We start from the raw sequence: 14,236 nt of genomic DNA, 5'->3' as shown, positions 1-14,236 counted from the left end.
CATTAATTAAAATAATGTTATTCAGTTAACATCCCGAGTGCGCAATAAGCATTACAATCCCCTATTACGTTAAATTACTTAATTGTCATTAAATGACTTAATGGCAATTAAACGACTTAATGGCAACTAAACTACTTGGCCATAAAAAGGGGCAATAATGTCACAAGCGCTAATCATCATTGATCTTATTAACGATATTGTGGGTAAAAATGGTTTATCCAATAGCAGTTATTCCCAAGTCAATTCCCGCAATATTATTGAGAAGGCGAATCAAGCCGCTAATTACGCAAGAAGTCAGCGTATTCCTGTTATTTGGGTCAAAGTTGGCTTTAGCGATAATTATCAAGATATCCCCGCAGGCTCTCCACTTTTTTCACAAGCTAAACAGAAAGGCGCATTAAAATTAAGCGGCTATGGCTGCCATTGGGTGGAAGATTTGGAAGTTCATATGCAAGACAGGGTTATTATTAAGAAAGGCGTCTCGGCATTTGCAGGCAATAAGCTCCACCAATGGCTCAACGATAATGATATTACTCAGCTCTATTTTGGTGGCGTCAGTTCAGTAATGGCAATCCAAAGTAGTGTGAGACAAGCCCATGATTTAGGCTATTTTTGCCATGTCCTCGAAGATGTGTGTGCCGCTGCAACCATTGAACTACACGAACAAAGTATGCAGGCGCTGACGAGTTTAGCCACGATTTCATCCAGCAAGACGTTTATGCAAGGCAAATAACCGTCATAATGAGTATGATGTAAACAATAATTTACAACTTTCAGATTAAAAATTAGTTTAATATTTAAAATATCTTTTGGCTGATTATTGACTTTGATCAATAAAAAACTAGAATGCTCCTACGTGATCAAGATCACACATTAACATTCGGAGCGAACATGAAAAGCATCAAAGAATTTTTCGTTAACCTGCAAGAAGTTGTTGAATTACTGTCCAAGCGTTTTATGTAATTTGCTTTAAACTTTAGTTAAACCTTAGTCAATCAAACCTTTCATTTACCTCATTCAAGTATTTGCAAATTTTTGCTAACGGCCTTTTTTAAGGCCGTTTTTTTATTCAAATACGTTCTCAATAATTTCTGCCACTATCGCCGTTTTAATCGCGACTAACAGCAAATCTTTTCCACTCATTCGCCACTCATACCCTGAGTAAGTTGGCAAACAAGCTCTAAATGAGGCGGGTAACGCTTTTTTAGCAATTCCCGGCGGCAACGGCTTACCTCGACGGATCTGTTTTTCAATTCCAGGAGGAAGTCCTTGATAACCCACTAGCCCATAATTGATGGCAACGGGGCGAACATCGCCGAAATTGATATTAATACTAATCAAAGAGTTATCATAATGACTTGAGAATTTCTTCACATCACAGTCATATTTTTTGCCCTTATGTTTATGCTTTTTATTATGCTTATGATGGTGGTCATCATGATCATAATAATAATAGTCACCCTTATGCTTACCATTTCCTTCATTACCTTGATGGTTAGAAGCCAGAGCAAATAGCGGCATGCACATGAGTGCAGGCAGTAAGATAAACTGCAAAATAAATGGTTTTTTGGCTTTATTTTCGATGTGCATTTTATTGTGAATTCCTTACCATGCTGGGTCGTAAAACATTATGTCCCCAGTAAGAGGACAGCAATAGGAAATGGCTCATTCACAGTAATGTTATGTAAATGTTAGTAATTTCAGCCAAACTTAAGTCCTATTTGCTTATACTGGGTCGTCATTTATGGATAACGCAATAAAGGAGAATTTATGCAGCAGCAACTGCTCGACTGGGCTCGCCAGTTTAATCAAGACTATGCCACCCTCGCCTCTCTCTTAATGGTTCTTGGGCTGATACTGATTGTCGCCCTGATTTTGCATCTTTTTCTGCACAAAATTTTGCTTCCTACGATTGAAAAAAGAGGATTAAAAGCGGGTTCCGGTTGGCAACATCAACTCACCCAATATAATCTGTTCAATCGAATTGCCTTTATTATTCAAGGTATTGTGGTCAACATTCAGTCCACCTTATGGCTATCTTCGGGCTCAACGACACAAATGGTATTGAATGTCGCTTCCCAAGCATGGTGCTTGCTGTTTGGCTTGCTGGCTATTTATTCCATTTTAGATATCACGCTGGGCGTATTACAACGTGCGGCAAAAACGGCACATCTCCCGCTACGTGGAATTTTCCAAAGCATTAAGCTTATCGCCACTGTTTTAATTTCGATTATGATCATCGCGCTACTGATTGGTAAATCTCCGTTGATTATCCTCAGTGGGTTAGGTGCGATGACCGCTGTCATGATGTTGGTGTTTAAAGATCCGATTATGGGATTAGTCGCTGGTATTCAGCTCTCTGCGAATAACATGGTCAACATTGGTGATTGGCTGGAAATGCCGAAATACGGTGCAGATGGTGCGGTGATTGATATTGGATTGACTACGGTTAAGGTTCGAAATTGGGATAATACCGTCACCACCATTCCAACTTATGCCCTGATTTCAGATTCCTTTAAAAACTGGAAAGGCATGACCGAATCAGGCGGACGCCGTATCAAGCGCAGCCTACGTATCGATGCCAATAGTATTCATTTTTTGAAACCTGAAGAAATTAACAACTTTGAAAAAGCCAACTTATTAGAGCCTTATATTGAGAAAAAAATCTCTGAAATTCAGGTCTTCAACTCTGCGTTACCCGAAGATAAAGCGACGCCACTCAACCAGCGACGCCTCACAAATATCGGGACATTTCGTGCCTATATTGAAGCATATCTGCGCACTCACCCGCAGATCCATAAAAATATGACCATCATGGTTCGCCAACTGGAGTCAGACTCAAACGGTATTCCAATTGAGATTTACGCGTTTACCAACACGACAGTGTGGTTAGAGTATGAACGTATCCAATCGGATATTTTTGACCATATTTTTTCTATCCTGCCACAATTCAACTTATCTGTGCATCAGTCACCTACCGGTAATGATGTTCGATTCTTAGGTCATTCAGCGAATAAATAACTCATCATAGGTAACTTATAAATACTACTTAATGATTAGCGAACATGGCCAGCCTGCCTAGAGGGGGAAACCCCTCTTATACCCACAGATCACACCCTACCATTATATAATTTTGAATATAACGATTGATAATAAAAATAGAACAAAATGGGTATCCACGATAAAAAAACTCCTTATAAATTAAACAAATAAAAATATTTCCCTTGGTGTTATCAAGGATATTGTTGATGCATATCATGTTAGTGAGTGGGTATTTTTTCTAACATATTGAACATACCTAATACGTTATTTACATATAGGCAATGTCAATGCATAAAAATAAAACAAATACTCATTTCGCAGAACTGAGCAGGAGGGAATTTCTTCAGACCTCCGCAACCGTAGCGGGTGCAGCCGCCGTTGCAGGCTCAATCACTCTGCCTTTTGCTGCTCAAGCAAAAACACCAACCATCATGCCCGACGAAGTCAGTGAGAAAATCAGCTACAGCGCTTGTTTAGTCAACTGTGGTAGCCGCTGCCCTCTAAAAGTTCATGTGAAAGATGGCGTTATCAGCCGTATTTCCAATGAAACCATGTATGACGATTCAACACTGGGAGAGCACCAAATTCGCCCTTGTCTGCGTGGTCGTTCAGTTCGCTGGAAAACCTATAATCCAGATCGTTTAAAATACCCAATGGTGCGTGTGGGTAAACGTGGTGAAGGTAAGTTCAAAAAAATTAGCTGGGATGAAGCCACCACTATCATTGCTGAAAAACTGAAATACACCATCGATAAATACGGCAGCGATGCCATTTATTACCAATATGGTTCCGGTTCAACAGGTGCCAACTTGCATGGTCGAGCGGCCTGTAAACGTCTTTTAAGTTTAACCGGTGGATTTTTAGGTGACTACGGGACTTATTCCTACGCACAGCTAATGGAAATCACGCCATATGTTTACGGCAGTGTGGAAGAGTCTTATTTAACTGAAATCCAAAACTCCGATCTCGTGGTGATGTTCGGTCATAACTTGGCTGAAACCCGTATGTCCGGTGGTGGTCAGTTCTATGAAACGCTAAATGCCCTCGATAAGAGCAAAGCAAAAGTGATCATTATTGACCCTCGCCGCACCGATAGCGTCACAACGTTAGGCGCTGAGTGGATCCCTATTTATCCGGGTACTGACGCCGCGTTAGTGGCAGCCCTGGGTTATGTGATGATCCAAGAAGGCTTAACCGACGAAGAATTCCTGAAAAATTACTGTGTGGGCTGGGATGAATCAACCCTGCCAGCTTCAGCGCCACGTAATGCCTCTTACAAAGATTACATCTTGGGCAATGGTCCTGATGGTATTGCGAAAACCCCTGAGTGGGCGAGCAAATTAACAGGTATTTCGGTTTCACGTATCATTCAGTTAGCCCGCGAAATTGGTAACGCTCAACGTGCTTGGATCTCACAAGGCTGGGGCTTACAACGTACCGAAAATGGTGAGCAAGCCTGTCGCTCTATCATGATGCTGCCTATTATGTCTGGCAATATTGGTCGTTCAGGGACTAACACTGGTTTATGGGGTAACAGTTTTGCCTATCCAGTGGCTGGATTTGGCTTACCGAACCCAGTGAAAGCGTTGATCCCTACGTATATGTGGTCAGAAGCGATTGTGCGCGGTAAAGAGTTAACCGCTGAAAATGGTGGGATCAAAGGCGTTGATAAGCTGAATAACGACATCAAATTTATGTGGTGTTATTCCAGTAATGTCATCGGAAACCAGCATGGTGACTTGAATAAGACCCATGAAATTCTGTCTGATGAATCAAAATGTGAGTTTATCCTTGTTTGGGATAACCACGACACTCCATCGGCAAAATATGCGGACTTACTGCTGCCAGATGTGACCACCGTCGAAACAAACGACCTGATCAATAACTCCTATGCAAGTGGGGCTTATCACTATCTGGTGCGTCTACAAAACGCCATTGAACCACTGTGGGAAAACCGTCCAAACTACGATGTATTAGTCGAAATTGCAGAAAAAATGGGCGTGAAAGATCAGTTCACTGAAGGCCGCACCTACGCAGAATGGATTGAGTTTTGCTACAACAAAACTCGTGAAAAAATGCCTCATTTGCCTGAATTTAGTGAGACTGATGGTGCGGGGATTATCGACCGTAAGTTCCTCAATAGCGCTGAAAACGTGGCACTGAAAAGTTTCCGTGATGACCCAGTGAATAATCCACTGAAAACGCCATCGGGCAAAATTGAAATTTACTCCGAAAAACTGGCTGAACGCGTGAAAAACTGGGAACTTCCAGAAGGTCAGCGTATTCCGGCTATTCCTGAATATTGTGTGAATAAAGAAGGTGTTGAAGCGCAAGCCTCACAGAAAAAACACTCTTTATTAATGACGGGCTTCCACGATAAAGGTCATGTTCACTCAACCTATTACAACGTGGCTATGCTGCGTGAGGCTATTCCTCATCAATTCTGGTTAAATCCAATTGATGCACAAGAACGTGGTTTGAAGAATGGCGACTTAGCTGAAATCTTCAATGATCGCGGGCGTATTCAGATTAAGGTCAAAGTGACTGAGCGCGTCTTACCGGGTGTGATTGCGGTGCCTCAAGGTGCATGGCGCACATTGAATACCGAAGGTTTAGATGTTGGTGGTTGTATCAACACCCTAACCTCCCATGTCCCTTCTCCTCTGGCGAAAGGCACACCACAACATACTAACCTTGTTGAAGTCAAACGCGCTTAAGGAGTTAATTGATGAAACAGTATGGCTTTTATTTTGACTCCACAAAATGCACTGGCTGTAAAACCTGTCAGGTCAGTTGTAAGGACGAAAAAGATTTAGATTTAGGTCCTAAGTTCCGTCGTGTGTATGAATTCGGTGGCGGTAGCTGGCAGAAACAAGACGGTATTTGGCAACAAAACGTCTATAGCTACTACCTGTCTATTTCGTGCAACCACTGCTCGAACCCTACTTGTGTAGAAGGTTGCCCAACGGGTGCAATGCACAAACGCAGTGAAGATGGCTTAGTGGTTGTTGACCAGTCTATCTGTGTAGGCTGTCGTTACTGTGAACTGCGCTGCCCATATGGTGCACCACAGTTTGACGAAAAGAAAAAACTGATGAGCAAATGCGATGGCTGTTATGAACGTGTCGCAAAAGGAATGAAGCCGGTTTGTGTAGAGTCTTGCCCGCAGCGCGCTTTAGATTTCGATGACATTACCGTTTTACGTGAGTTACACGGTACGGAGTGCGGCATTGCACCGATGCCAGATCCAAGCCTGACTAACCCGAATATCGTCATCAAGCCACACAAAGATGCTAAACCATCGGGTGATAAAAGTGGCGAATTGAAAAACCCTGCGGAGGTCTAATATGCATGAGTTACCACTGGTTTTCTTTACTGTCTTAGGGCAATCCGCGGCGGGTTTATTTCTGTTAGCTTATATTGCGAAAAAAATGGGGTCAATCGACGATAAGCAGCTGAAAACAGCTAATATTATCGGATTTATCATTGTGATGATTGGCTTGGGTATTGGCGCACTGCACGTCGGCCAACCTCTGCGTTTCTTCAACATGTTGTTGGGTGTCGGTCGCTCACCAATGAGTAATGAAGCGTTCTTAAGTGGCGTGTTTGTGGGCTGTGCTGCCGCGACGCTGTTTTTCACTCACTTTGTTAAACAAGCGGCTCTGCGCGAGCTGTCTAACATTGCAGCGGTGATTTCAGGGTTAGCGTTCGTTTGGTCGATCCCGCAAGTGTATAACATTGCGACAATTGCTAACTGGGATACCCAATTCACGACACTGCAAATGTGGACAACCCTGTTTGTGGGCGGTGGTGCACTTGCAATGGCAATCGGTGCTCGAGGTTTAGGATTAACAGCATTTTTAGTCGGTACCTTTGCGATTTTTGCCAGCCGTGCCAGCTACCAAGCATTTTTAAGCGAAACTGCACCCGCATTAAGTGCAGAGCAGACTGGCTTTTGGGGCTTCCAAGTGATTGTATTAGCGATTGCCTTAGCAGCGTTCGTTGGCTTCGCTATCAAGCAGCGTTCACCGAAAATTCCATTACTGACCTGCGCAGCCGCCGTATTACTCGCAGAACTGTCTGGTCGTATTGCCTTTTATAACCTGTGGCAAATCACCATGTAAGGTGCTATAACCGCAGATTATGGTTAGCAGTATAAGATAAATAATAATATAAGAGCCTGAATTCAGGCTCTTTCTTTTAAGTTAATTGAAGCTTTAAATTAATTGCAGCTTTATAGGTAATATCATGCAAACTCTCGATACCACACTTTTTCGTATTTTAGGGGGAATGTTTTACTACTCTCCTGAAACTCCCACGTTTCAAACCTTGCAACCTGTACTGCGTGAAATTCCATCCCTGTATGATTGGCAGGAATCCACTCAGCTGATTGCCGATTGCGAAGCATTAAGTGATTACCCAGCAGACTCGCTTACCTATGATTTTTCGATTCTTTTTGAAGGTCAAGGTGCGATGCCAGCACCACCATGGGGATCTGTGTATCTGTCTCATGACAACACCGTTATGGGGGATTCCACCAGCGCCTATCGCCAGTTTTTAATGTCTCATGGGTTGGTTACTGATACGGGATTACGGGAACCGGAAGACCAATTTGGTCTGATGTTAATGGCCATTTCAGCACTGGCAGAGCAAGGTCAAGACGACGCCATTGTGGAATTACTCGAACAGCATTTATTGCCTTGGGCGGAACGTTACTTAACGTTAGTCCAGCAAACATCAACTGAACATGGGTTTTACCCTACCCTTGCCAAAATCACTCAGGCCTATTTGGCTGGCGTGCAAAAACAGCTAGGTTTACAGCCTGCCACGGCCGAGCTTTTTCGTTAATCAACCTTAAAAGAAAATGAGTTTGCGAGTATGTAAGCAAACTCATTTTTATATAGACGAATTAGAATGACGAGTTAGGTTGCTGTAAAAAGGCAATTTCTTCTCGAGTTGACGGTCGACCAAGGATCTCGTTACGATGCGGATAGCGCCCAAACTTATCGATAATAGCCTTATGACGCATTTCATAATCCAGCGTACTATCATCCCCCAACATACGGAATAGCTCCACCGCTTGCAGGTGGATAAAGCTTGATTCTGAATGCATAAATGGCATCAACATAAATTTTCGCTGAGATAGCGTAAGCAGATGATAATCCGGCTGTTTAATGGCTTCTTGTGCCAGCGCTAGCGCCATCGCATCTTGCGCGAATGCTTTTGGGGTATCTCGCCATAAATTACGGGAAAACTGGTCAAGAATAATAATTTCCGCTAAACGGCCGCGAATAGAGACTCGCCAATAAGCCAGCTCCCCTTTTGCCGCCTGTTCACTGAGCGCAGTAAAACGTTTTGCGATGGTTAAGTCGAATTTCTCGCTTTTTTCAAACCACTGTTTTGGGGTTGATTCTTCAAACCAAAATGAAAGCACTTCTTCCATGGCATTCATAAGTTACCTATTTATATTATTATTGCGATTATTATTACGATATCGGGTTCATCGTAGATAAAAATAGTTCAAATTGACAGGATGGAGATCTGAAAACACAAATTTGCAGATAAAAATTTTGTTATTTGCGAGCTAGCCCTAAAATAATCGCGATAGCACTCTGTAACTTCCTACTGTTTTTACTACATCACGTTTTTATCGCATCACGTTTTTATTGCATCAAGACAAGTATTCTTTTTTTGATAATGATAAATGCTCGATCACACATTCTTATTTGCTGTTTAATGTGAATTTAAATTTATCTATCGTATGAATACATACATTTATTTAATCCAATGTTAGAATTTGACTTATATTTTATAGACAAAGCATTTTATAGACAAAGAACACGCCCCTATATATTGAGCGTGTTAATTTGACATCTTGGGTGTACTTCATTAGCGGTGAGTGGGAAGGCAAGATAAATGGCAGGACATATGGTACTTATCGGTTGGGCTTTGTGGGTCAGTCCTTGTGGCACTGATTCATGCGATGCATTACCCGTGACCGAAACCATTTTTACCCAAGAACAGTGCATGAGCCGAAAATCCTATTTAGAGGCGAAACGCCCTAATTTGTTTTTCTTATGTGGTGAGGTTTATCGTGATAGCGATGAAATCGCCAAAGAGGAAAAAAATATCGTACCCGCACCTAATCCACCACTCCCCGTACGCAACTTACCGGAACGTAAATCACGTTGAGTTAGGATCAAATAGGTAAGGCGGTGGTCGTTCGCCACCCCCTATTAACAATTAATCGCCATTAGCAATTAACGATTAAATAATCTCCGCAATTTTATTATCTGCATTGATAAAATCCCCTTGTTTAACCGTATATTTCAGTTCCCCTGAACGGTGGGCAATAACTTGAACTTCCATTTTCATTGCCTCCATCACACCAATGATGTCCCCTTCTGTCACCTTATTTCCTTGAGGAACTAACCAGTTGAATAGCACGCCAGAAATAGGGGCATTCACGCTGTTAGGGTTATTTTCAACGCTTTGAGTCGCTGGGGTAACCGTCGTTGGATTCACTGCCATTCCAGCAAACAGTTGCGCGGGCAAACCCAGTTCGCAACGTTTCCCGTCAATTTCAATAAATGACCGTGTTAACGGGAGTTCGGCTTGTGGTAATTGGCGTTTCGCAGGGGAAATTTCAACACTAAATTCCGTTTCAATCCAACGGGTATGCACCTTAAAGTTCTCACAAAAATCCGCTTGCTCCATTACCGCACGATGAAAAGGCAATACGGACGCGATCCCTTCAATGTTAAATTCCGCTAATGCGCGACGCGCACGTACAATCGCTTGTTCACGAGTTTGCCCCACCACAATCAGTTTGGCCATTAACGAGTCAAAGGTACCGGGAATGGTTTTGCCTGTTTCAACGCCACTATCAACACGGACGCCTGGGCCTGATGGCGCATCAAAACGTAAAATGGTTCCCGGAGTCGGTAAGAAACCATTTCCGGCATCTTCTGCATTGATACGAAATTCAAAAGCATGACCACGAGGCTTAGGGGTTTCTTGAATACTCAGAGGCAAACCTTCAGCAATGCGTAGCTGCTCAACCACCAAGTCAATGCCTGCCGTTTCTTCTGTAACTGGGTGCTCAACCTGCAAACGGGTGTTCACTTCTAAGAAGGATAAGGTACCTTCTTGGCTTAATAAGAACTCGACCGTTCCAGCGCCCACATAGCCCGCTTTACGGCAAATATCCGTGGAAGCGCGAATGATTTGCTGTTCCAGTTCAGGGGCTAAAAACGGGGCGGGTGACTCTTCCACCAGCTTTTGGTTTCGGCGTTGCAACGAACAATCCCGCGTTCCCACGACAACAACGTTACCGTGGGTATCAGCGATAACTTGCGCTTCAATATGGCGCGGGTTATGCAAAAATTGCTCAATAAAACATTCCCCGCGACCAAATGCCGCTGTCGCCTCACGCACCGCAGAGTGGTATAGCTCTTCGACTTCGTGCATCTGCCACGCCACTTTTAAACCGCGACCACCGCCGCCAAATGCGGCTTTAATTGCGATGGGTAGCCCATGTTGATGGGCAAATTGCACCACTTCTTGAGCGGTTTCAACGGGATCTTTGGTTCCCACAACGAGCGGCGCACCGACTTGTAAAGCAATATGGCGGGCTTGAACTTTATCCCCCAAAATATCAATACTTTCAGGGCTTGGTCCAATCCAAATCAAGCCTGCTTGTTGCACTGCTCGCGCAAATTCAGCACGTTCAGAAAGGAAACCGTAGCCCGGATGCACCATCGTTGCACCGGATTTTTTCGCTATCTCAATCAGTTTCTCAATGTTTAAGTAGCTCTGCGCTGGGGTATTGCCACCTAGCCCATAAGCTTCGTCCGCCATGTTGACATGCAATGCGTCAATATCGCTATCGGCATACACTGCCACAGACGCAAAACCATAATCGCGGCAAGCACGAATAATACGTACGGCGATCTCACCGCGGTTGGCAATCAGTACCTTATGCTGTGCATTTTTATTATTGGTATTCATAAGCTTCATGACTCCCTTCAAGTTGATAAAATTCACGTAATGGATTAAAGCGGATTTTGCCATTCACAGGGATTTGCCCTGCAAGATCCAAATGATAGTCACACACCGCCCCTATCACCGGATATCCTCCCGTCAATGGGTGGTCATTTAAAAATAAGACCGGCTGCCCATTAGCGGGGACTTGGATGGCACCAATACAGGTACCTTCACTTGGTAATTCATGCAACAGCTCTCGGCTTAGCGGCACTTCACCCGCAAGGCGTAACCCAATACGGTTTGAGGCGGCAGTCACCTGCCAAACTTGCTGGCGCAGTAATTCCGCTGCTTGTTCAGTAAACCAATCTGTTCTAGGCCCCATCACCACATCCAGTACCACCACATCATCTGCGGTCGGGTAGTCAAAAGCTGGTGATTCTGTGAGTGAAATCGCGCGATGGTTCATTTTTTGATAAATCGATAAAGATTGCCCAACCATTAATGGTGCGGGACCAACCTGAGCTAACGTATCGAATGAGCAGCTTTCAAGAACCGGTGTCACAGAAAAGCCCCCACGTACTGCAAAATAGCTACGTACACCTTTAGTTGGGCGTCCTAATTGAATGACATCCCCTTTCGCGAGGTGAATGGGGTGGTAAGTTGCTGAGGTGTATATCTGCCCATCTTCCGTCGTGATGGTGACAGGACATTCAGCACCGGTAATACCAACCAACAGGTCTCGATTAGCACGGACTTTTAAGCCGCCTTGCGTCACTTCCAATACGGTGGATTGCGTGCAGTTACCCACCAAACGATTGGCACTGTATAGCGCCGATTTGTCCATCGCCCCTGATTCGGAGATCCCTAACGCGGATTGCCCTATACGCCCTTTATCCTGAAATAAAGTTTGTAGCCCGGTCGCCAGCACAGTGAGATCGTAAGTTTGGCTCTCATCGATAGGTTTAATGTCCGTTTGGCTCGGTAAGCTATAGCTCACGGGACTCTTGCTTTGGTCAACAAATTGCACCCGATAACCCGCTTGTAAGAGTGCTGGCTCTGGGCGATTAATATCCCATACGGCTAAATCTGTCTGACCTATCAGCTGCCAACCGCCTGGGCTGGCTTGTGGATACACACTGCTAAATTCCCCCGCCAATGCCACTGAACCAGCAGGAATTCGCACGCGAGGGGATTGGCGGCGCGGTACCTGTAATTGGGCTTGCTTCGAGACCATATAACCAAATCCGGGGGCGAAGCCGCTAAAGGCCACCAAATATTCACTTTCAGTATGACGGCGGATCACCTCTTCAATAGAGATGCCTAAATACTCCGCGACTTCCGATAAATCTTCCCCAGTATAGTGCACCGGAATCGTGATTAATTTTCCCGTTTTGGATTCACCGCCTTCAATATTACGAAGAGAAATTTGCTGCACGATCGCATTAACATGCTCAATGGCTGGGTTATAACGCACTAATACCGTTCGTGCCGCTGGGGTTATCTCTTCAATGCCTTTAATCGGGTAATGCGTTAATGAGTCCGTCAGTGCCATCGTCTGTTCGAGGCTCGGCAGTTCAACCATAAACGCGCTTAAATTGACAGGTAAGAAACGCATAAGCCTCCCCTATACGTGGTAAGCATTGTCAGGAACATCCGTGATAAACATATATCCCGGAGCATGACTCAACGCAAAAGGAACACCCGATTTCATCACCGCTGCTTGAGGCGTCACACCACAAGCCCAAAATACGGGAATTTCACCGTCTTCAATGCGGACGGCATCCCCAAAATCAGGGCGCATAATGTCTTGGATCCCCAGTAATTCAGGTGCGCCAATATGTACGGGAGAGCCGTGTACCGCGGGGAAACGCCCCGAAATCATAACGGCATCGGCAACACGATCGGCAGGGATTGGGCGCATGGATACCACGAGCTCGCCCTCTAAACGCCCCGCAGGGCGACATAGTTGGTTAGTTTTATACATCGGCACATTGGAACCATCAGAAATGTGGCGGACATCAATACCCGCCTCTATCATCGGTGTTTCAAAGGTAAAACTGCAACCAATCAAGAAAGTCACTAAGTCAGGATGTTGCTGATAAATGGCCGTCGCATCCGTTATTTCATCCACCAGCTTGCCCTGTTCCCAAACACGATAACGAGGAATATCGGTACGCAGATCGGCACCTTCGGCTAACACTGTTTGCCAACTCCCTGATTCGCACACATCCAAAACAGGGCAACTTTTGGGATTACGTTGAGCATAAAGTAGGAAATCAAACGCCCAATCTCTCGGCAACGCAATCATATTGGCTTGAGTCATTCCCGGCGCCATACCTGCTGTGGGTTTATCATAGCCATAGCGAATCGCTTCTCTCGCCACTTTCGCAGCTTGAATTGCCTCTTTTGAGGCTTTCATTAATGCATTCATGCTTGGCCTCCCTTTCCTGCAAATGCACGGATACCGATCCCTTGCAGCTCAAAGAGTTCACGCACTTTTCTCGCCATCTCTAATGCACCGGGGCTATCCCCATGTACACAAATGGAACCTGCTTCAACGGGGGTGAATTTTCCATCAATAGCGAGTACACCGCCTTCATTCACTAACTGCAACATGCGCTTAGCCACTAACTCTGGATCATGCAGAACGGAACCCGCTAGCTTACGAGAGACCAGCGTACCATCGCTGTTGTACGCTCTATCCGCAAAGGCTTCTGCAACCACATTCAATCCGCTCTCTTTTGCCCAGCCAATCAATGGGGCCCCCGCTAATGCCACCAGCGTTAACTGGTTATCAATCCTCAAGATCCCATCAATGACAGCCATTGCTTGGCGCTTGTCATGGGCGATGGTGTTATACAGCGCACCGTGAGGTTTGACATATTCCACTTGGGTGCCTGCCGCCGTTGCAAGCCCCTTTAATGCACCAATTTGATAAATCACGTCTGCGGTTAATTCGTTAGACGCAATATCCATATTTCGACGACCAAATCCAACTAAATCCGGATATCCCACATGCGCTCCTACCGTCACCCCCTGCTTTTGTGCGGCAATGAGCGTTTGGAGGATCCCATCGGGAGAGCCCGCATGAAATCCACAGGCAATGTTGGCGCTACTGACAATGTTCAGCATTGCCTCATCATTGCCCATTTTCCATTGACCAAAACTTTCACCAAGATCGCTATTTAGGTCGATTTGCTTATTCATT

General features: G+C 44.7%; 13 protein-coding genes. 7 read left to right on the top strand and 6 right to left on the bottom strand.

Going from position 1 to position 14,236, the window contains the following annotated elements:
- Positions 1-157 precede the first annotated feature (157 nt).
- Positions 158-733, top strand: a complete 576-nt coding sequence (locus PR799_RS16565; protein WP_272522827.1) for a cysteine hydrolase family protein — start codon at positions 158-160, stop codon at positions 731-733.
- A 332-nt stretch (positions 734-1,065) separates the two neighbouring features.
- On the opposite strand, the gene PR799_RS16560 is transcribed toward PR799_RS16565, so the two are convergent.
- Positions 1,066-1,590 carry an anti-virulence regulator CigR family protein gene (locus PR799_RS16560; protein ID WP_272522825.1) on the bottom strand — a complete coding sequence of 175 codons (525 nt, stop codon included), beginning with the start codon at positions 1,588-1,590 and terminating at the stop codon, positions 1,066-1,068.
- Positions 1,591-1,770: 180 nt separating this feature from the next.
- On the opposite strand from PR799_RS16560, the gene PR799_RS16555 reads away from it, so the two are divergent.
- From PR799_RS16555 to PR799_RS16535, 5 genes are all read left to right on the top strand, one after another.
- On the top strand, positions 1,771-3,021 hold the full coding sequence (locus PR799_RS16555) for a mechanosensitive ion channel family protein (RefSeq protein WP_272522823.1): 1,251 nt from the start codon (positions 1,771-1,773) through the stop codon (positions 3,019-3,021).
- 308 nt (positions 3,022-3,329) lie between these two features.
- Positions 3,330-5,759 carry a DMSO/selenate family reductase complex A subunit gene (locus tag PR799_RS16550; protein WP_154628170.1) on the top strand — a complete coding sequence of 810 codons (2,430 nt, stop codon included), beginning with the start codon at positions 3,330-3,332 and terminating at the stop codon, positions 5,757-5,759.
- Between the two features lie 11 nt (positions 5,760-5,770).
- Entirely contained in the window at positions 5,771-6,388 is a 618-nt protein-coding gene (locus PR799_RS16545; protein WP_036952921.1) for a DMSO/selenate family reductase complex B subunit, read from the top strand.
- A 1-nt stretch (position 6,389) separates the two neighbouring features.
- Positions 6,390-7,166 (top strand): dimethyl sulfoxide reductase anchor subunit family protein, encoded by a 777-nt coding sequence (locus PR799_RS16540; RefSeq protein ID WP_154628169.1) that lies wholly within the window; start codon positions 6,390-6,392, stop codon positions 7,164-7,166.
- Positions 7,167-7,290: 124 nt separating this feature from the next.
- A complete protein-coding gene (locus PR799_RS16535; RefSeq protein WP_154628168.1) occupies positions 7,291-7,890 on the top strand; it encodes a TorD/DmsD family molecular chaperone in 600 nt (199 codons plus the stop codon).
- Between the two features lie 61 nt (positions 7,891-7,951).
- Here PR799_RS16535 and PR799_RS16530 read toward each other — a convergent pair whose 3' ends face one another.
- On the bottom strand, positions 7,952-8,494 hold the full coding sequence (locus PR799_RS16530) for a DUF924 family protein (RefSeq protein WP_154628167.1): 543 nt from the start codon (positions 8,492-8,494) through the stop codon (positions 7,952-7,954).
- A 464-nt stretch (positions 8,495-8,958) separates the two neighbouring features.
- On the opposite strand from PR799_RS16530, the gene PR799_RS16525 reads away from it, so the two are divergent.
- Positions 8,959-9,234, top strand: a complete 276-nt coding sequence (locus PR799_RS16525) for a hypothetical protein (RefSeq protein ID WP_154628166.1) — start codon at positions 8,959-8,961, stop codon at positions 9,232-9,234.
- A 75-nt stretch (positions 9,235-9,309) separates the two neighbouring features.
- Here the strand turns inward: PR799_RS16525 and PR799_RS16520 are convergent, their stop codons facing one another.
- Genes PR799_RS16520 through PR799_RS16505 form a run of 4 tightly spaced genes read right to left on the bottom strand, consistent with a single transcriptional unit; the run spans position 9,310 to position 14,235 of the window.
- A complete protein-coding gene (locus PR799_RS16520) occupies positions 9,310-11,052 on the bottom strand; it encodes an acetyl/propionyl/methylcrotonyl-CoA carboxylase subunit alpha (protein WP_272522818.1) in 1,743 nt (580 codons plus the stop codon).
- Positions 11,039-12,643, bottom strand: coding sequence for an urea amidolyase family protein (locus PR799_RS16515; protein WP_154628164.1), 1,605 nt, complete (start codon positions 12,641-12,643; stop codon positions 11,039-11,041). The genes PR799_RS16520 and PR799_RS16515 overlap by 14 nt, the downstream gene beginning before the upstream one ends.
- Before the next feature lie 9 nt (positions 12,644-12,652).
- Positions 12,653-13,459 (bottom strand): putative hydro-lyase, encoded by an 807-nt coding sequence (locus PR799_RS16510; RefSeq protein ID WP_154628163.1) that lies wholly within the window; start codon positions 13,457-13,459, stop codon positions 12,653-12,655.
- Entirely contained in the window at positions 13,456-14,235 is a 780-nt protein-coding gene (locus PR799_RS16505) for a LamB/YcsF family protein (RefSeq protein ID WP_272522815.1), read from the bottom strand. The genes PR799_RS16510 and PR799_RS16505 overlap by 4 nt, the downstream gene beginning before the upstream one ends.
- Position 14,236: the final 1 nt, after the last annotated feature.

Origin of the sequence: Providencia sp. PROV202, assembly GCF_028479565.1 — a bacterium.
Classification (GTDB): Bacteria; Pseudomonadota; Gammaproteobacteria; order Enterobacterales; family Enterobacteriaceae; genus Providencia; species Providencia zhijiangensis.
The sequence above is the reverse complement of the archived record's forward strand: the minus strand, read 5'-3'. Positions and strand labels throughout refer to the sequence as shown.